Here is a 19,083-nt window from a genome sequence, read left to right as displayed (position 1 = left end):
CATGGGAGAATTTTTCGTCCGAAGACCAATTGTTGCAATGGTTATCAGTATCATCATCGTGATACTCGGATTATTGGCATTACAAAAGACACCTATTTCTCAATATCCGGACATCAATCCACCGGTTGTAAAAATCACCACGAGTTTTACAGGGGCAAATGCGTTGAATGTGGAGCAGGCAGTTGCAACTCCTATTGAACAAAAAGTGAATGGAGTTGAGAATATGTTATACATGAAATCAATTAATACTTCCGATGGTGCTTGTACTATTGAGGTGACTTTTGATGTTGGAACCAACTTAGATAATGCCAATATGTTAACTCAAAATCGGCAGAATCAATCGTCTCCATTTATGCCTTCAAGCGTAAAGCAACAAGGGGTTGTGGTTAAGAAATCATTGTCTTTTCCGATGATGTTGATAACAATTACCTCCGATAATCCGAAATATGATGCTAAGTTTTTGAATAATTATGCCAGTATCAATGTTCTGGACCAATTATCACGTATTAAAGGAGTCGGTGAAGTTGCACTTTTTGGAGGTAGTGATTATGCGATGCGTGTTTGGTTGAAACCTGATATTATGTCCAAACTAGGCGTAACGGTTGAGGATGTGAAGAACGCCTTGAATGCCCAAAACATGATTAGTCCCGGTGGAAAATTTGGAGCTGAACCGGCACCGATGGGCACCGATTTTACTTATGGAGTTACACTACAAGATCGTTTAGTTAATGAAAAACAATTTGCTAGCATTGTTGTTCGAAGTAAGGAAGACGGAGCTCAAGTATTACTTAGCGACATCTCTCGTGTAGAGTTAGGTACTGAAAATTATAGCTCATCGGCTCGTAGAAACAATGCTCCAAGTGCAGTTCTTGCTTTATATCAAATGCCGGGGAGTAACGCACTTGAAGTATCAGAATCAGTAAAAAAAGCAATGAAGGAAGTTTCTGAAAGATTCCCTAAGGGAATCCAATACCAGGAATCATTAGATACTACACTAGCTATTACTGCTGGTGTTGAAGATATTGTGCATACACTTTTTGAAGCTATCTTCCTTGTAATTCTTGTAGTGTTCATTTTTTTACAAAACTGGCGGGCTACACTTATTCCTTTGATTACTGTTCCCGTTTCTTTGATTGGTACAATCGCCGTTTTCCCCTTATTGGGATTTTCTATCAATACACTTTCATTATTAGGTTTAGTTTTAGCCATTGGTATTGTTGTAGATGATGCCATTGTTGTTGTGGAAGCCGTCATTCATCACATAGAAAAAGGTAAATCCCCGCGAGAGGCGACTATTCAGGCGATGAAAGAGGTTTCCGGACCTGTAATTGCGATTGCTTTAATTTTGTGTGCGGTTTTCATTCCTGTAGCTATGACACCGGGTATTACCGGTCGTTTCTATCAACAATTTGCTATTACGATCGCGGTTTCGGTTGCCTTTTCGGCTTTTAGTGCATTGTCCTTAAGTCCAGCACTCTGTGCCATGCTCTTAAAACCAACAAAACCGGTCAGTGAACAAAAGGGATTGTTGGCAAAATTTTTCACAGGATTTAATGCAATTTTCGAAAAAGTAACGGGAGGTTATTTAAATGGTGTCAATTACTTTGCTAAAAAATCCTTCCGAATTGTACTTTTACTTGGGGTTGTAATGGTAGGAGTTGCTTTGTTGGGTAAAAAAATTCCATTAGGGTTTATTCCTGAAGAAGATCAGGGTTATGTGTTAGTTAATATTGTGCTACCTCCTGCTTCATCTCTGCAGCGTACTGATGAGGTTTCGAAAAAAATAGACAGCTTCCTTGGCGAAGAAGAATCAATATTATCTTTTACAACGATTAATGGGTATAGTGCTTTGACTAGTTCTTTTCAACCAAACAATGCTTTCATTTTTATTTCTTTAAAACCGTGGGAAGAAAGAACTGAAACGGCAAAACAGTTGGTTGACCGATTGAATGCCAAACTAGCCACGCAAATCACCAATGCAACCGCATTTGCTTTCGGCCCTCCGGCAATTCAAGGGTTAGGTGCTTCAGCAGGTTTCAGTTTGATGCTGCAGGATCGAGGAGGAAATTCGCCCCAATATTTGGCACAGCAAACGCAAGCTTTCATAGCTGCAGCTCAGAAACGTCCGGAAATACAACGAATTTATACCACTTTTAATGCAGGTACTCCCCAAATTAAATTAGAGATTGATAACGACAAAGCGATGAAATTAGGCGTTCCAGTTTCTAAGGTAACAGAAGCCTTGGGAGCACTCTTGGGAGGAACCTATGTGAATGATTTTAACCGTTTTGGTCGTCAATATAAAGTTTATTTACAAGGCGAAGCGGTGGATCGTGTGAAACCGGAAAATTTAAATCTGATTTATGTAAAAAATAGTAATGGAGATATGTTGCCAATTTCTACTTTGGTTAATGCTACAAAAGTAACCGGGCCTGATTTTACCAACCGATTAAATCTATTCAGAGCTGCGGAAATTGGCGGTAGTCCAAATGAGGGTTATAGCAGTGATCAAGCGTTAAAAGCTTTAGAGGAAGTTGCCAGTCAAACCTTACCGGCCGATATGAGTTTTGACTACATCAATCTTTCGTATCAGGAAAAAAATTCTCCCGGAGGAGGAACGGTATTCTTAATGGCATTGATATTCGTGTTTTTAATTCTAGCTGCTCAATACGAAAGTTGGAAACTCCCATTTAGCGTGCTACTTGGAGCACCATTCGCAGTATTTGGAGCATTTTTAGGATTGTTTTTAGCAGGATTTGGTAGTGATGCCTACGTAAATAATGTTTTTGCTCAGATTGGGTTGGTTTTACTTATTGGTTTAGTAGCCAAAAATGCGATTTTGATTGTTGAGTTTGCCAAAGAAGAGTACGAAAAAGGGGTGCCTTTGGTTCAAGCTTCTATGGTAGCTGCAAAGCTTCGTTTCCGACCTATTTTGATGACAGCATTTGCATTTATTTTAGGTGTTGTTCCCTTGTTAACAGCAACAGGTGCCGGTTCGCAAGCACGTATTGTTATGGGAATGGTAGTGTTCAGTGGTATGTTAATTGCAACGATTTTAGGAGTTTTAGTAGTTCCGGGATTATTTATTATGATTGAAAAATTGGGAAGCAAGAAAAATGAACTATCGGAAGGTGAAAATAGTACAGAATCTAATACTTCAAGCCATGAATAAGCATTATAAAATAGTAGTTATTCTTTTGATTGCTGTTTTACTTCCTATAGGATGTAAAGTGGGACCCAAATACAGTCGACCTGTAGTGGAAAAAAATCCACAGAGCTATGCAAATCAAGCAGCTGATGCGAATGTAAATGATTCAGTGGCAAATGTTAAATGGTTTGACATTTTTGATGACCCGGTTTTAAAAGACTTGATTCAAAAGGGACTGGATAATAATTATGATTTACGAATAGCCTTAGCAAGAATTGAGCAATCAAAAGCGGTTTTAGGAATTACAAAAGCCGATTTATACCCTTCTATTGGTTATAATGGCGTAATCAACAGTAAACAAACAGCTGCTTATCCAACCAGTTTGGTGGCAAACATGTCTTGGGAACTTGATTTCTGGGGGAAAGTTCGTCATGAAACAGGTGCATTGAGAAGTGAATTATTAGCATCTGATGAAGCTAGAAAAGCAGTTGTTTCCGGTTTGGTTGCTGAAATTGCTTCGACTTATTTTCAATTGAGAGATTACGATAATCGATTAATTATCACTCAAAAAACGATTGAATCCAGAAAAAAATCAGATGAAATTATCGGTCAACGTTTTAAAAAGGGCTATGTTTCTCAGTTGGATAAAGTGCAAGTAGAACAACAAGTTGCTATAGCTGAGCGTACCTTTCAACAAGTTAAAAGAGTTATTACTATTTTAGAAAATTCGTTAAATATCTTAACCGGACAAATGCCGGGACCTATCCCACGTGGAAAATGGAATTATGAACAAACCGTCGCTAAGCAAATTCCGGTTGCTTTACCCTCTACATTGTTGGAAAATAGACCCGACGTAAAACGTTCGGAATTAGAATACATTGCTGCCAATGAACGAATTGGTGTAGCTCAAGCTATGCGTTTTCCTTCCTTCAATATTGCTGCTTTTGCAGGATTTGCAAGTCCGGATATTTCTAAAGTTTTTGATAGCGGTTCCTACATTCAAAATGTTGGTGGTGGCGTATTTGGACCGTTGTTTAATTTTGGAAAAAACAAACAACGCGTAGTTTTGAACCAACAAATTGCGGAAGAATCTAAATTAAACTACCAGAAATCGATAATAAATGCGGTTGCTGAGGTTGAAACTGCTTTGGTTACAGTTGATACGTACAATGAAGAATGGAATGCAGCCTTCAGACAAACAGAAGCAGCCCGAACATATTTAAAATTATCGCAAGCACGATATGATAATGGATATGTTTCGTATTTAGAAGTTTTGGATGCCGAGCGTTCTTTATTTGATTCAGAATTAAATTTATCATTGTTATCACAAGAAAAATTATCGGCTGTTATGCAGTTATACAAAGCTTTAGGTGGCGGATGGTAATTTGAAAAAGTTATATAAAATTATAAAAAAACCACCTGAAAAGGTGGTTTTCTATTTAACAAAATTTGTTGTAAGTATCTTTTAAATTCGCGGCAATCATTTCTGTCTGAATACTTTCAATGTGTTAACGTTCGGGCAGGTGAACCATTTCACATCTTTAAATAAAGCCAAACTTGCAGATAAAGGAGGTAAATAAATCGGGGTGATTTTTATAAATATATCTTATTCAATTAAAGAAAAAACAGTTCTATTAAAATCGGATTTGTCATTAAATTCAAAAAAGAAAAATTGATATAAATAGATTGTGTTAAATTCAGAATAAATAGTAGGGTAATTATTTATTTGATTGTTATATACTAAAAATTGAATATATTTGTTTTAACTAACTAATTTAAGATTATGAATAGACGTAATTTTTTAAAAAATTCTGGTAAAGTAATTCTTGTAAGCTCTGCTTTAGTAATTACCGGAAATTTTGTTGCATCATGTTCATCTGATAGTGATGATTCATATGATGACGGCTATTATGACGATGGCTACTATGATGATGGTTACTATGATGATGGGTATTATGATGACGGCTACTATGGCGATTAATCTTCTAGAATAATTCATTGAAGAAAATTCTTTTTCTACACGATACCAACACTTCATTAAAGCGAGGTGCTGAACTAACTATAATCCAACTGGTTGCTCTTGGCAATCAATTGGGTTATACTGTTTCAGTTGATTTATTGACAAATTTTGACAGTACAAAAAGTAAAATTCAAGAATCAGATTTAATAGTTTTAAACAGCACTTCACGTTGTCGATTTGAAAAAAAACTACTTCATTATTTGATTGATGAAAAGATAAAATACATCAAAATTGAATTTGATTATAATTTTTGCGTTAGGAGAAACATTTTATGTACAGTTGACAGAGGTATTAGAAATTGTTGTGATAATGAAAAATACCATTTGTACCACCATGTCTTTGCCAATGCTAAACTGAATGCGTTTCAATCACCCAAACATTATCAAGATCATTTTGAATTTTATGGTGAATCGGTAGCCAATAAAATTATTATGCCGCCAACGGTTGAAGTTGATAAACTACAAATTTCAGAGAATAAAAATGAAACTGTTATTCCTTTTTTTGGTGATTTAAGTTACTTAAAAGGAGGAGAATCGTTGTTGGATTATGCTTTAGAAAATCCACAATTTACTTTTCAGGTTTATGGAAAAAATGAATTGAGAAGAGATTTACCACCTAATGTTTTTTTGAATGCCTATATTTCAAATGATGAAGTGCTGAAAATTCTGGGTCAATCAAAATATTTTTTCTGCAAACCGGTTTGGCCTGAACCCTCAGGAAGATTAGCCGCTGAAGCCTTTTTGTCAGATTGTGAAATGATTACAAACGATAGAATTGGAACTTGGTCGTTTGATTTTTATCCGAATAATAAAGACAAGGCGAAACAAGAAATGAAAGAAACACCACAAGTTTTTTGGGATAATATAAACCAAATTTTATACCAAAATCAACCGAAGGAAGTTTCAGATTTGGGGCATGTTTTGGTCTATAAAAGTTATGGAGGTTTGGGTGATATTTTCTTCTGTTTACCAAGTTTGTTAAACTTAAAAGAAGTTTCAAAATCAGTTAGTTTTGCAGTACATCCTAGATTGGTTTCGTTTTTTACAAATTATTTTAAAGAAATTACCATAGTTGATGAAGAAAAAGTAAAGGAATGTGAATCTGATTTTGATAAAATTATAGAATTAGGTAATTATCCGGCTTTTAGAGGTTATGATTTACCGTATGCTTTGAAATATTCAACGCATAAAAAAGTAAAGCAACATGCTATTCAGCATCATATCGACGGATTAGCAAAATTTCATAAAAATTGTTCCAATCAATATAAAGAATACCCCTATTTTAATAGAAATACCAATTTTGAAAATCCATATTATACTGTTCATCCCGGTGCTGGCTTTTTATTAAAAATTTGGCCTACCGAAAATTATGCAAAACTGATTGAAGAATTATATCGATTATTTCCACGACTAAAATGTAAAATCATTTTGGGAAAAGAAGATCCAAATCCGGCCGATTTTTTTACAAAAGTAATGCCTCATATTGAATATGTCACTGGCGGTTTAGAGGATATTGGAAAAGCAATGGAATCCGCTTTTTTTCATATTGGAAATGATGCCGGAATTACTCACGTAGCCGGAGCGTTTAATGTGCCAACGGTTGGAATTTACGGTCCAACCGGACCTGGTTCATGGGGAAGTTTTGCTCAGTTTAACGAAATCATTTGGGGTAAAAAAGGCAATTGTGATTTGCGATGCAATTATGATGTTATTCTAAATTGTCCGGATCGAGTTTGTTTGTCCTCAACAACAGTTCCTCGCGTTTTGAATTCATTGTATAAACTTCTGCAAAAAGCATATGAAGATATCGCTTTTGATTTTATAGTGAATCCACTATTAGAAGTTGATTTTTCAGAAACAGATTGTCTGTTGAAAATAGTTGAAACAGAATTGTTAATTGAATACAGAGATTTATCGATGAAAAATTCTGTTGAAGAAATTTTAAAAGGAAATTTCAAAGAAAATTATTCAGAGGAAGAAGAAGAGTTGATACATGTTTTTATAGAACAACAAGTAATTTTTTGTATTCCTGAGTTCAAATAAAAAATCCTTTCTGATTTGTTTTCGGAAAGGATTTTTTAGCTTAACAAAACTCGTTATATGCATCTTTTAAATTCTCGGCAATCATTTCTGCCGGACGACCTTCAATGTGGTGGCGTTCCAACATGTGAACCAATTCACCGTCTTTAAACAAAGCCATACTTGGCGATGAAGGGGGAAAAGGAAACATATGTTGTCTGGCGGCATCAACGGCATCTTTGTCAACACCGGCAAAAACAGTCACTAACTGATCCGGTTTTTTTGCACCATCTAAACTCATTTTAGCTCCCGGTCTTGCATTTCTTGCAGCACATCCGCAAACAGAATTGACTACAACTAATGTAGTTCCTTTTTGTGAAATTGCAGTTTCTACGGCCTCTGCACTATATAATTCTTGAAAACCAACGTCTGATAATTCGGCTCTCATGGGTTTTATCATTTCTTCTGGATACATATTCTTTTATTTTTAAAAGTTTCAGATTGCAAAGTTACTAAGAATTCAATTGTTTAGAATGATTATAATCATAAAGATTTGTTATGGTTCGATTGGTAATTAAAACACAAAATCCAGATAGTTTTCGGGGGTTATAATTTGAATTTCTGCTTCCGGATAATTTGATGTAAAGGTTTTGGTGATTTTTGTGTTCTTTTTTGAATTCCATTTAAATTCAAAAGCAAAAAGTTTGCCGTCTTTTTCCTCTAAATAGTCAATTTCTTGTTGTGCTTTTGTTCTCCAAAAAAAAGTATTACAAAAGTTTTTATGATAGTTATTTCGCTTCATTCTCTCAGAAACAAGATAGTTTTCCCACAATATTCCCGTGTCTTGTCGAATAACGATAGGAGAAAAGTTATTAATTACCGCATTCCGAATACCATTGTCGTAAAAATATATTTTTCTAGAAAATTTTAATTCATTTCTTAAGTTTCTACTGAAGCTATTTAATCTAAAAACAACAAAAGATTGTTCTAACAAATCTATATATCTTTCAATTGTTTTGCTGTCAAGGCCAACTAATGTAGCTATTTCGTTATAAGACACCTGAGAGCCTACCTGAAAGGATAATGCTTGAAGTAGTTTGATTAATTTTTCCGGTTTTTTTATACCATCAAGCATTAAAATGTCTTTAAACAAATAACTATCAGCTAAGTTTTTTAAAAGTTCAATTTCTTCACCGGAATTATTTATTATATCTGGATAATATCCATAAACCATTCGGTGTTGTAAAAGACGAGTTTCGTGTAATTTGCCAAAATGATTTATTAACTCTTTTGTTGAAAAAGGAAAAAGTTTAAACTCAAGTTTCCTTCCTGTTAGTGGTTCATTAGTTTTATTTTTTAGTTCAAATGATGAAGAACCTGTTGCAATTATTTTGATTTCAGGATAATTGTCATGTACTAATTTGATGGTCAATCCTATGTCATCAATCCGCTGTACTTCGTCAATAATTATAATTTTGTGATTTCCTATCAAGGTTTTGAGACTTAGTGAAGATTGATTTTGAAGCATCAATCGAACATCATTTTCATCACCATTTAGCCAAAGTACGCTTTTTTCTGCACCAATTAGGCTTTTTAATAAGGTAGTTTTTCCAGTTTGTCTGGCACCAAACAAGAGTATCACTTTTTGCTTCAACAAACTCTTTTGTAGTGTCTCTAAAAGTTCTCTTTCAATACTCATGATTCCTTTTTTTATCGGACAAATATACAAATTATAGAATAAAATCCAAAAAAGTCATGTTTTTTGCGGAAATAATTCCTTAAAAGTCATGTTTTTTGCGGAATCAAATCCTCAAAAGTTATAAAATTATAATAAATCGGTGCCAAATTTCAATCCAATAAAAAACGTTCTGGGTCGTGACGGACCGTAAATATAACTTGCATCGCGGTCAACCCCTTTGTCAAAATCACTTTGATAACTGTTTAAAATGTTTTGAATACCGCCACTCAACTGAATTTGAAATTTTTCTTTCACTTCAAACATATAAGACGATTTGATATTGACTTCAAAAAAGTGATCGGTTTTTTCTAAGGTGTCCGTTGTAATGTATCCTTCAAAATGGGGGACATACATACTTCCGGTGTAAACCAACGACAAATTATTTTGAAACGCTTTTTTAGGAGAAAACGTAGTCATTAAATTTCCGTAAACATTGGGTGAACGGAAAAAATTCTGATTTGTGTTTACACTATTTTCAGTCCATTGAACAGCTTTGTCATACAATGCTTTTTGAAGCGTTGCTCCACCTTGAAACTGCCATTTCTGACCCGGAGCATATTTTGCTTCTACATTTATTCCGTAAACATCGGCTCCTTTTCCGTTTCTTTTCTCCCAAATGGTTTCCGAAATCTGTTCCAAAACAAATGGGTCGTTCAATCGGGTATAAAAAGCTTCAAAGGTCAAACCCGCTTCCGAATTGGCTAAAACTTTTGTCCAATCTAATGAGGTTAAAAACGAATGCGAAGTTTCTGAAATCAAATCATCTGCCAACTCAACCAAAGCCACTTCTCCGGCGGCAATTCGAGCATGAATATCTTCCGAAAATACCTGTGGAGCTCTAAATCCTTTGGCATAACTGTTTCGCCACTGCAAGTTTTCTTTCAGGTTATATAAAATATTCAATCGCGGATTAAAAATGACTGCTTCATCAGCCGCATTGTGAAAATCGGCTCGCAACCCTGCTAAGACTTTCAACTTTTCATTGACTTTCCATTCTTCTTGAGCATAAATACCTAAAATATCCAACGTTTGATTTACAAAAGCATTGTAACCGGGTTTTGCATCGGTCATGATTTCTTTTTTGTATTCAGTTCCAGCGGTTAATGTTCCGGTTCCATTTAAAAAAGCATCTTGTTTGCGAATGTATTGTCCGCCGCCAATCCATGTTTTTACTTCGGTATTACCGAAACCTTTCAAACTTTCTTCATAATTTATGTTTCCAAACGCATCGTCAATTCTTCCTCCGTAAAAATTGTCGTTCGTTGATTGTTGCGTATTGAAATAAAAGGCATATTTATTTTTTTCGTCTTCCGAAAAACCTTCATAGGTTAATCCTCCGCCGGTCATTTTTGAAGTAATTTGTTCGGTCGTATAGGCTTCAAAAGGTTGCAAATCGAAGTTGTTTTCGCCACCTCTACGAAATTCATTGATGGTATGAAATTCGGCGGTTATTTTACTTCGCACAAACGGACGATAAAAAGCTTTAAATCCAAACGTTTGATTTTCCATCGATGGAATTTCAGTATAATTATCATCATTTGCATCAAATTGCGTTCGGTCACGAAGCATACCAAAAATTTGAATACCCAAATTTAAATCTTCGCTTAAAACCGTTCCGTTTAATGTCAGAGCTTTATCTGGCGAAGTTCCATCAATTAAGCCATAATGCGTGTTTATCTCAAATGAATCAGCCACAGGTTCTTTGGTAATAATATTGATAGTTCCTGCAATCGCATTCGAACCGTATAACGAAGAGCCTCCGCCACGAACCACTTCAATGCGTTCAATCATATTGGTCGGAATCTGATCCAATCCATAGACACCATTTAGTGCTGAAAAAATAGGGCGACTGTCCATTAATATTTGCGAATAAGCTCCGTCCAAGCCATTCATACGAACTTGTGAAAATCCGCAATTTTGACAATTAGTTTCCATTCGCAATCCTGGTTGAAAACTCAAGCCTTCCGATAAACTAATGGCTTGGGCTTTTTGCAACACTTCCGAATTTGTTATGGTTACAATCACTGGTGCTTCTGTTCTTTTTTGCAGGCCTCGTGTTGCTGAAACAACCACTTGGTTTAATCCGAAAATACTTTCTTCTAAATTAAAATCCACATGAATTTTGCCATTTACTGGAACGTTCACATTTTTTTCCTGGGTTTTAAAACCTATTGCCTGAACAACAATGGTTTGCTTTCCGGCAGGGACGTTGATAGAAAAATTTCCGTTTTCATCAGAGGATGCTCCGGTAGTTGAGTTTTTCAAAACAACACTCACAAAAGGAACCGGTTGACCTTCTGCTAAAATATGACCAACCACTAATCCTTTTTCTTGAGCGGATATGAAGAAACTGTATAGGAATATAAAAACAAGCAGATTTTTTCTCATAACAAAAAATAATTTTAGACAAAACTAAAAAATATTTTACTTATATCAAATTAAGTTAGTATATTTGTTATCAATTAGTTGAATTTATGACCTATTCGGAAGAAAATTATATCAAGGTAATTTATCATCTTTCTTTGGTTTCGCCCAAAGGAATCAACACCAATGCGATTGCCGGAATGATTGAAAGCAAAGCTTCTTCGGTGACGGATATGGTGAAGAAATTAGCCGAAAAAGAATTGGTTGATTACCAAAAATACCAAGGTGTAACGTTAACCAAAAAAGGGCTTCATGCCGCAAAAATGATTGTGCGGAAACATCGTTTATGGGAAGTTTTTTTAGTTGAAAAGTTAGCTTTCACATGGGATGAAGTGCACGATGTAGCCGAAGAATTGGAACATATTCACTCGGAAAAATTAATTAATCGATTGGAAGAATTTTTAGGATTTCCAAAAGAAGATCCTCACGGTGATCCTATTCCAGATAGAAACGGACAAATTATTAAAGTTGAAAAACAATTGCTTTCGGATGTTTCGTTACACACAAAAGTCATTTGTTTGGGCGTAAAAGACAGTTCACCTAGTTTTTTACAATATTTAGATAAACACCAAATTTCGTTGGGATCAATCATAGAAGTAGTTAACAAAGAACTTTTTGATATGTCGTTAACCTTATTTGTAAATAACAAAGAAATCTTGATTTCAAATAAAATTGCCAGTAACCTATATGTAAAATTAGTTTAACATGTTTGAATCAATTATAGCTTATTTAGAAAGTATAGATCCGGTATTAGCCGCTTTGTATGCAACCTTATTTACTTGGTTTTTAACCGCTTTAGGAGCATCGGTTGTTTTCTTTTTTAAAACCATGAATCGACTGGCTCTTGATGGAATGCTCGGATTTACAGGAGGTGTTATGGTTGCCGCTAGTTATTGGAGTTTGTTGGCACCTGCCATTGAAATGTCACACGGAGAAGGATTTCAAAAAGTGTTTCCGGCAGCTTTCGGATTTATATTAGGGGCTTTTTTCTTATTCGGATTAGATAAAATATTACCTCATTTACACATCAATTTTAAAGAAACAGAAGGCGTTAAAACACCTTGGCAAAAAACGACTCTTTTAGTTTTAGCAATAACCTTGCATAATATTCCGGAAGGCTTGGCTGTTGGTGTTTTATTTGGTGGTGTTGCTGCAGGAGTTCCCGAAGCATCCATCGCGGGTGCGGTTGTTTTGGCAATAGGAATTGGGATTCAAAATTTTCCGGAAGGAATCGCTGTTTCGATGCCGTTGCGGCGAATGGGAATGAGCCGTAAAAAGAGTTTTATGTACGGACAATCTTCTGCATTAGTGGAACCAATCGCCGGAGTAGTTGGTGCTTTGGCAGTGACTTTTTTTACACCTATTTTACCTTACGCATTGGCTTTTGCGGCCGGAGCAATGATATTTGTGGTGGTGGAAGAAGTAATTCCGGAAACCCAACAAGCTAATAATACCGATATTGCAACCTTAGGTTTTATAGGAGGTTTTGTGGTAATGATGACATTAGATGTGGCTTTGGGTTAACGACAACCACAATCATCTAAACCACAATTTTTTTTTGGTTTCTTTTTGCCAAAAAATCTCTTGTAGAGAAAAGCTAAAGCAAATCCTAAAAATACAAAGGCAATAATTTCTTGAAAATCCATAAGGTAAAGATATAAAAAGAGTCCTTTAGAAACTAAAGAACTCTCTAAAACAAACATGAAAACCAAATTTAAAATTGTGCAGTTATTCCAAAATTGATTCCAAACGGCATTCCGGGACGTAGTCCTGATGGAACTCTTGAAACAGCATATTCTTTATCTAAAATATTCACCATATTGGTCATTAAACTTACTTTTTCCGTTAAATAGTATTTCGCGGATGCATCGACTATAAAATTACTTTTGATTAATTCGTTTGCAGGAATGGGTCCTTGACCGGCAACGGTTCTAAATTCGTCAGTATATTTTCCGCTTAGGGAAATTGTAAATTTTTGGTACTCCAAACCTGCCACAATAGCAAATTGATTTTTTGGAATGTATGGAATTTCGTCACCCACTTCAATATCACCCCAAGCTTCAGTTCCACTAGCAAAATTGCTTTTTAATTCTGTATTTGTAAAAGTATAAGTGGCTGTGATTGGCAATTTTAATTTACTGTTTTCATTATTTAAAATGTTGTAAGAAACTAAAACTTCTACGCCATTTACTTCTGCTTTTCCTGCATTGAACAAATCGCCGGTTCCGGTTCCTCCTGAAGCATTCGTATCTGCACCTTGAAGGTTGCTGAAGTCATTGTAAAAACCTATTATTTCTCCTGAAAGTGCCTTTTTAGTGAAACGAAATCCAGCTTCGTAGTTAATACTGTTTTCAACGTCTGCACCTTCAACAGCACCGGGAGGCGAAAATCCTTTGTGTAAACTTGTAAAAGCGGTATAATTATCATTGAATTTGTAAAGAGCACCCATTCCCGGAATGAAAACATCAACGCGGTTATTAATTTCAACCAAATTTGCTCCGGTTCTCTCAACATCGGCATTTCCATAATTTAAACTGGTGGATAAAATATTTTCGTAACGTAAACCCGGTGAAAGCACTAACTTATTGTAGGTAAAATTATACAGCACATGAGCGGCAACAGCTTGTGCTTCCAAAATTCGGTTGGCGTCTGTTCCGGGAGTTCCGGCAGAAGTTCTAAACAAGGCTTTGTTTTGAATGGCATAACCATCCACCCATTGAAAACGATCTTCGTAATCTTCATGGTAGCGAACACCAAAATCTAAATCATGTTTAAATTTTTCTGAAGCAAATTTCAAGTTAGCAATAGTTTGAATTCCTTTGGAACCGTAACTTCTGTTGTTTGCTTTTACTCGTAAAGCATTGTCAGGCGAATCAGTTGTTCCGGTAATTGCATCATAAGCAATTTGATTGGTTACGGGATCTTCTAATATATCGCTTAAAGCGTAATTGGTTCCGTTGATTCGAACGTTGTCTAATTTATACCAATTTCTCGAAAAAGTAGTGTTGTAAACTTTGGTAGTTAACGTAAAATTATCCGATGGGATCAAAAGATGCGTTAGCATGATTTGTTTATGGTTGGTTTGAATATTATCGGCTTCCGAACCTAAATATCTTCGGTAAGGATTTGAATCAAAATCGGCGTCGGTTAAACCTAAGTACGTTTCATTGGAAGATTCATCCGACAATTGTGCTTTTAATGTAAGTGATTGAAAAATTTTAGCATCCGCATTGGTGTTGATTCTGAATTTTCCAACATAATCATTTCCATCGAAACCGGTATTTTTATTGCTGAAGTCTATTGTTTTAAAACCATCTGAATTTCGATTGTTGTATTCTACCAAATAGCCGAAGTTATTAAAATTGTCACCTAAGTTCACATAAGTATTTCGAGTATCATAATTGCCCATACTTGCCACAACTCTTCCTGAAAATTGCGACGGAATTTGGTTGGAAACCATATTTATGGCTCCACCGGTTGTATTGGGGCCATATTGGATTTGGCTTCCGCCTTTTAAAATTTCAAAACTCTGAATGCGGTTAACTGTTGGAAAATAATAAGCTGCCGGAGCTGAATAAGGAGCGGGTGCAATTAAAATTCCGTCTTCCATTAAGGTGATTTTTGAACTTCGTGACGGACTGGTTCCACGTAAACCAATGCTTGGACGAAGTCCGAAACCTTCTTCTTCTACAATATTTACGCCTGGAACTGTTCGTAAAATTCTGTTGATATCGTTGTAATGAAATAGTTTCAATTCTTCCGGAGAAATGAAATAGGTAGAACCGGCAACGTTTTTGGCTCTGAATTTACTTCCGACAACCGCATCGCCAAAAAGGGTGACACCATCTAGTTTTCGAACGGAATCATTTAGAGCTACATCTTCAACATTTTCTGTTGTTTGCGAAAAAGTGGTAAGTGAAAAAGTAAGGAAAATAAAAGAGAAAATAGTTTTCATTTTTGTTATTTAGAATTAATCTACATTGCAAAAATAATAACTATTTTTATTTAGACAAATTATAAATAACAAAATTTATCAATTAATTTATAACCAATTGAAAATGAAAAATTTAATTAAAATAGAAAAATCAATTGATTATGATTCGTCTTTTGTTGTGCGAACTAGTCCAATTCCAGCAATAAAGAATACCAAACCTAAAACACCATAAATAATAGTCGTTTTAAGAGTTTGATTGCTTTCGGAGGAGTTTACCGCTAAATAAGCAGTATATAATAGACCAGCAATACCTAAAACGGTTAAAATTGCACCAAAAATTCGTTTAAGATTCATAAAGATGTAAATTTAATTAGACAGTTGTTTTACTTAAGACATCAAAAATTCCGAAGACTTTTAATAACCAAATGACAACCCCTATAACTACAATTAAATTAAAAATACTTTTAATTTTTCGGTCCATCGGGATGTAATTATTTATTATCCAAAGTAGGAATCCAACAACTATAAGGACGAGTAAAATGTTTAAAATTGGCATAAGTGTATCTATTAAGAATAATCAAAGGTAAGTCATTGAAAATCCATCAAATTACACAACTTTAAGTAAAAGTTGCAAAATTCATACGTTGAAACTTGAAAAAAGAATTATTTTAATAACTGAAATGCCAATAAAGCTACCAAATAGGCAAAACCACTCATCACTAAAAGCTGAATGATGGGCCATTTCCAAGAATTTGTTTCTTTTTTAACGATAGCAAGTGTGCTCATGCATTGCATAGCGAAAGCATAAAAAAGTAATAAAGAAATACCGGAGGCAAAGTTGTAAATAGGTTTTCCGGTTTCAGGATGCACTTCCGCCAGCATTCGCTGTTTAATAGTGTTTACTTCTTCTTCATGGCTACCAACGCTGTAAATGGTGGCCATTGTCCCCACAAACACTTCTCGTGCCGCAAAAGAAGCAACAATTCCGATTCCTATTTTCCAATCGTAGCCTAAAGGAGCAATAGCCGGTTCAATAGATTTGCCAATAATACCAATATAGGAGTTTTCTAATTTAAACGAAGCAATTTTATCTTCCAATTCATCTGTCGTTAGTGTGCTTTTTGCTTCTGTTTGAATGATTGTTTCTGCGTTTTTAAAATTAGCTGTTGGTCCATAAGAAGCCATGAACCACAAAACAATGGACAGCGAAACAATTATTTTACCGGCACCGAATACAAATGCTTTTGTTTTTTCCAACACATTTAAGCCTACATTTTTATAATAAGGAATTTTGTAGTTAGGCATTTCTACCACAAAAAAACTTTTGGATTTGAATTGCAGAATTTTATTCAAAATCATTGCTGAAACTATGGCCATTAAAAATCCAAGTGCATACAAAAGCATTAACGTTAATCCTTGCAGATTTAAAACGCCAAATAATCGTTGATTGGGTATGATGATAGAAATCAAAATGGTATAAACCGGAATTCGTGCTGAACAAGTGGTAAATGGTGTAACTAAAATAGTTATTAAACGCTCTTTCCAATTTTCTATGTTTCGGGTGGCCATAATTGCAGGAATGGCACAGGCAGTTCCTGAGATTAAAGGAACCACACTTTTTCCGCTCAAACCATATCTTCGCATACCTTTATCCATTAAAAAGACAACACGACTCATATAGCCGCTTTCTTCCAACAAGGATATGAAAAGAAAAAGAAAGGCAATTTGGGGGATAAAAATAACTACACCACCAATGCCAGGAATTATTCCTTGAGCGATCAAATCGGTTAATTTTCCCGCTGGAAGATTTTCAGCTGTCCAGGAACTTAAAGAGGCAAATTGTTCGTCAATAAAATCCATTGGAACACTCGACCAATCAAAAACAGATTGAAAAATTAGAAATAAAATACCAAAGAAAATTACATATCCCCAAATTTTGTGTGTAAGGATTTTGTCTAATTTACTTCCTAAATCGCGAGCTTTAGACAAGTCAACTTTTTTAGCTTCTTTTAATAAATCATTGATAAATTGGTACCGTTTGACGGTTTCTTTATGTTGTAAACGTTTCAATTCGGAATCAGGTTTTGAAAACGAATTGTTTTGCAAAACCGCTTTATTTATGGAACCAAAATTAACATCTTGCGAAATGACCAACCACAATTTGTATTGTTGTTGATTGGGGAAAATCCGATGTAGATTTTCAAAATAATCTTTGTCAATTTCAGAGGCATTTAAACAAGCTTCGGTAGATAATTGTTTGTAATTGACAATTAATTCTTTTAATTCATTGATTCCGGTTGCTTTTCGGGAACTGATTAAGGCAACTTTGGTTTTTAAAACGGTTTCCAATTTTAGAATATCCAACGAAATACCTTTCAATTCCATTTGATCGGCCATGTTAATGACCAAAATGGTGGGAATTTCTAAATCTTTTATTTGTGTAAAAAGCAGCAGATTTCGTTTCAAATTTTCTACTTCTGAAACCACCACCACCACATCCGGATAATCAGCATCGTTTTTATTTAACAACAATTCTATAACCAGATTTTCATCTAATGAATTTGCATTCAGACTATACGTTCCCGGTAAATCAAGTATAACAGCTTTATTGTTATTTGGCAAATAACAACTTCCTACTTTTCGTTCAACCGTAATTCCAGGATAGTTCCCCACTTGTTGATTTAATCCGGTGAGTTGATTAAATAATGATGTTTTACCCGTGTTTGGGTTACCAATAAGTGCAACTTTAATGGGGTTTTCTTTCATGTTTTGTTGCAATTAATTTCGAATGATTTCTACAACAATTTCATGAGCCATTTCTTTTCGAATAGCCAAATGAGTTCCGTTCATGTCTAAGTACAGCGGATCTCCAAATGGTGCAACTTGAATTAATTCAACTAAATGTCCTTCCATACAACCCATTTCAATTAATTTCAATGGAATTTTATCGATATCGAAGCTTATGATTACTCCTTTCTCGCCTTTTTTGAGTAGGTCAACAGTTGTTTGCAATGTTTATTTAGAATAAATATAAATACAAAAGTACAGTTTTTTATAAAACCTTTACTGATAAATGTCAGTTTATAAGTTTATTTATTTTCGTCCAATAAAAAATGAATATCTTCAATTAATCTTTTAATATCTTCTTTTTTAGTGCCATCATAAAAACCACGAACTCTTCTTTGTTCATCAACTAGAATAAAATTTTCCGTATGAACCATATCGTATAACTCCCCGGCCGTATCTGTTTTTACTGCTAAGTAGGATTTTCGGGCAATATAGAAAATATCTTTTTTATCTCCGGTAACTAAGTTCCATTTTGAGTCAATAACACCTTTTTCTAAAGCATATTTTTTTAATACCGGAACACTGTCAATATGAGGCATGACGGTGTGAGAAAGCAACATTACTTTTGGATTAGTTTTAAATGCATTTTGAATTTCAACCATATTATCTTGCATGATTGGACAAATAGTGGGACAAGTAGTAAAGAAAAAATCAGCTACATAAATTTTTCCTTCATAGTTTTTTTGAGTAATTATTTTTCCGTTTTGATTAGTGAATGAAAAATCAGCAATGGTATGATATTTACTGATATGTTGCACGGTAGTATCGACTAATTCGGGATTTACCATCGAAGGGTTATAAATGGGTAACGTTTTTTTTGGATTTAAAAATTGATATGCTATCGAAAGAAATAGTACAGAAAATAAGACAAATCCTAAGATTAAAAATTTATATCGTTTGATAAAGGAGAGCATACTGTTTTTTTGCAAAGGTAAAAAAGATAACAAACTAAAT

Annotated in this window: 16 protein-coding genes; 6 read left to right on the top strand and 10 right to left on the bottom strand. The window is 34.7% G+C overall.

The genetic code is table 11. The features are described from left to right. The first annotated feature begins 1 nt into the window (after nucleotide 1). The 4 genes from C0512_RS00420 (at nucleotide 2) to C0512_RS00405 (ending at nucleotide 7,210) form a co-directional block, all read left to right on the top strand. Nucleotides 2-3,172 (top strand): efflux RND transporter permease subunit, encoded by a 3,171-nt coding sequence (locus tag C0512_RS00420; protein WP_290858020.1) that lies wholly within the window; start codon nucleotides 2-4, stop codon nucleotides 3,170-3,172. Next, nucleotides 3,165-4,532, top strand: a complete 1,368-nt coding sequence (locus C0512_RS00415) for an efflux transporter outer membrane subunit (RefSeq protein WP_290858019.1) — start codon at nucleotides 3,165-3,167, stop codon at nucleotides 4,530-4,532. Before C0512_RS00420 ends, C0512_RS00415 begins: the two co-directional genes overlap by 8 nt. A 399-nt stretch (nucleotides 4,533-4,931) precedes the next feature. Further along, a complete protein-coding gene (locus C0512_RS00410; protein WP_290858017.1) occupies nucleotides 4,932-5,129 on the top strand; it encodes a hypothetical protein in 198 nt (65 codons plus the stop codon). 17 nt (nucleotides 5,130-5,146) lie between these two features. Continuing rightward, complete coding sequence (locus tag C0512_RS00405) at nucleotides 5,147-7,210, top strand: glycosyltransferase family 9 protein (protein ID WP_290858016.1); 2,064 nt, start codon at nucleotides 5,147-5,149, stop codon at nucleotides 7,208-7,210. A gap of 40 nt (nucleotides 7,211-7,250) precedes the next feature. Here the strand turns inward: C0512_RS00405 and C0512_RS00400 are convergent, their stop codons facing one another. The 3 genes from C0512_RS00400 to C0512_RS00390 form a co-directional block, all read right to left on the bottom strand. Continuing rightward, on the bottom strand, nucleotides 7,251-7,661 hold the full coding sequence (locus C0512_RS00400; RefSeq protein ID WP_290858015.1) for a BrxA/BrxB family bacilliredoxin: 411 nt from the start codon (nucleotides 7,659-7,661) through the stop codon (nucleotides 7,251-7,253). A gap of 99 nt (nucleotides 7,662-7,760) precedes the next feature. After that, nucleotides 7,761-8,885: an ATP-binding protein gene (locus C0512_RS00395; protein ID WP_290858013.1), complete on the bottom strand. Its 1,125-nt coding sequence runs from the start codon at nucleotides 8,883-8,885 to the stop codon at nucleotides 7,761-7,763. A gap of 126 nt (nucleotides 8,886-9,011) precedes the next feature. Then, nucleotides 9,012-11,312, bottom strand: coding sequence for a TonB-dependent receptor (locus C0512_RS00390; RefSeq protein WP_290858011.1), 2,301 nt, complete (start codon nucleotides 11,310-11,312; stop codon nucleotides 9,012-9,014). 86 nt (nucleotides 11,313-11,398) lie between these two features. Between C0512_RS00390 and C0512_RS00385 the strand changes: the two genes are divergently transcribed. Both C0512_RS00385 and C0512_RS00380 read left to right on the top strand, forming a co-directional pair. Beyond that, nucleotides 11,399-12,052, top strand: a complete 654-nt coding sequence (locus C0512_RS00385) for a metal-dependent transcriptional regulator (protein WP_290858010.1) — start codon at nucleotides 11,399-11,401, stop codon at nucleotides 12,050-12,052. Between the two features lies 1 nt (nucleotide 12,053). Further along, entirely contained in the window at nucleotides 12,054-12,872 is an 819-nt protein-coding gene (locus C0512_RS00380; RefSeq protein ID WP_290858008.1) for a ZIP family metal transporter, read from the top strand. Here C0512_RS00380 and C0512_RS00375 read toward each other — a convergent pair. From C0512_RS00375 to C0512_RS00350, 7 genes are all read right to left on the bottom strand, one after another. Continuing rightward, nucleotides 12,869-13,051 (bottom strand): hypothetical protein, encoded by a 183-nt coding sequence (locus C0512_RS00375; RefSeq protein ID WP_367160208.1) that lies wholly within the window; start codon nucleotides 13,049-13,051, stop codon nucleotides 12,869-12,871. The genes C0512_RS00380 and C0512_RS00375 overlap by 4 nt on opposite strands. A gap of 11 nt (nucleotides 13,052-13,062) precedes the next feature. After that, a complete protein-coding gene (locus tag C0512_RS00370; protein ID WP_290858007.1) occupies nucleotides 13,063-15,303 on the bottom strand; it encodes a TonB-dependent receptor in 2,241 nt (746 codons plus the stop codon). A 138-nt stretch (nucleotides 15,304-15,441) separates the two neighbouring features. After that, a complete protein-coding gene (locus C0512_RS00365; protein ID WP_290858005.1) occupies nucleotides 15,442-15,636 on the bottom strand; it encodes a hypothetical protein in 195 nt (64 codons plus the stop codon). 16 nt (nucleotides 15,637-15,652) lie between these two features. Beyond that, the gene (locus C0512_RS15985) at nucleotides 15,653-15,838 is read right to left on the bottom strand and encodes a Thivi_2564 family membrane protein (protein WP_367160206.1); all 186 of its coding nucleotides are present in this window, start codon (nucleotides 15,836-15,838) and stop codon (nucleotides 15,653-15,655) included. Nucleotides 15,839-15,945: 107 nt separating this feature from the next. After that, nucleotides 15,946-18,048 (bottom strand): ferrous iron transport protein B, encoded by a 2,103-nt coding sequence (feoB, locus tag C0512_RS00360; protein WP_290858003.1) that lies wholly within the window; start codon nucleotides 18,046-18,048, stop codon nucleotides 15,946-15,948. A gap of 12 nt (nucleotides 18,049-18,060) precedes the next feature. Continuing rightward, the gene (locus C0512_RS00355; RefSeq protein ID WP_290858001.1) at nucleotides 18,061-18,294 is read right to left on the bottom strand and encodes a FeoA family protein; all 234 of its coding nucleotides are present in this window, start codon (nucleotides 18,292-18,294) and stop codon (nucleotides 18,061-18,063) included. 77 nt (nucleotides 18,295-18,371) lie between these two features. Continuing rightward, nucleotides 18,372-19,043 (bottom strand): SCO family protein, encoded by a 672-nt coding sequence (locus C0512_RS00350; protein ID WP_290858000.1) that lies wholly within the window; start codon nucleotides 19,041-19,043, stop codon nucleotides 18,372-18,374. Nucleotides 19,044-19,083: the final 40 nt, after the last annotated feature.

The organism is Flavobacterium sp., from assembly GCF_013822155.1.
Lineage (GTDB): Bacteria > Bacteroidota > Bacteroidia > Flavobacteriales > Flavobacteriaceae > Flavobacterium.
The sequence above is the reverse complement of the archived record's forward strand: the minus strand, read 5'-3'. Positions and strand labels throughout refer to the sequence as shown.

Excerpts from the sequence above, each read along its gene's own strand:
- C0512_RS00420 (WP_290858020.1), top strand. The coding sequence starts at position 2 with ATGGGAGAATTTTTCGTCCGAAGACCAATTGTTGCAATGGTTATCAGT.
- C0512_RS00415 (WP_290858019.1), top strand. The coding sequence starts at position 3,165 with ATGAATAAGCATTATAAAATAGTAGTTATTCTTTTGATTGCTGTTTTA.
- C0512_RS00410 (WP_290858017.1), top strand. The coding sequence starts at position 4,932 with ATGAATAGACGTAATTTTTTAAAAAATTCTGGTAAAGTAATTCTTGTA.
- C0512_RS00400 (WP_290858015.1), bottom strand. The coding sequence starts at position 7,661 with ATGTATCCAGAAGAAATGATAAAACCCATGAGAGCCGAATTATCAGAC.
- C0512_RS00395 (WP_290858013.1), bottom strand. The coding sequence starts at position 8,885 with ATGAGTATTGAAAGAGAACTTTTAGAGACACTACAAAAGAGTTTGTTG.
- C0512_RS00390 (WP_290858011.1), bottom strand. The coding sequence starts at position 11,312 with ATGAGAAAAAATCTGCTTGTTTTTATATTCCTATACAGTTTCTTCATA.
- C0512_RS00385 (WP_290858010.1), top strand. The coding sequence starts at position 11,399 with ATGACCTATTCGGAAGAAAATTATATCAAGGTAATTTATCATCTTTCT.
- C0512_RS00380 (WP_290858008.1), top strand. The coding sequence starts at position 12,054 with ATGTTTGAATCAATTATAGCTTATTTAGAAAGTATAGATCCGGTATTA.
- C0512_RS00375 (WP_367160208.1), bottom strand. The coding sequence starts at position 13,051 with ATGTTTGTTTTAGAGAGTTCTTTAGTTTCTAAAGGACTCTTTTTATAT.
- C0512_RS00370 (WP_290858007.1), bottom strand. The coding sequence starts at position 15,303 with ATGAAAACTATTTTCTCTTTTATTTTCCTTACTTTTTCACTTACCACT.
- C0512_RS00365 (WP_290858005.1), bottom strand. The coding sequence starts at position 15,636 with ATGAATCTTAAACGAATTTTTGGTGCAATTTTAACCGTTTTAGGTATT.
- C0512_RS15985 (WP_367160206.1), bottom strand. The coding sequence starts at position 15,838 with ATGCCAATTTTAAACATTTTACTCGTCCTTATAGTTGTTGGATTCCTA.
- feoB (WP_290858003.1), bottom strand. The coding sequence starts at position 18,048 with ATGAAAGAAAACCCCATTAAAGTTGCACTTATTGGTAACCCAAACACG.
- C0512_RS00350 (WP_290858000.1), bottom strand. The coding sequence starts at position 19,043 with ATGCTCTCCTTTATCAAACGATATAAATTTTTAATCTTAGGATTTGTC.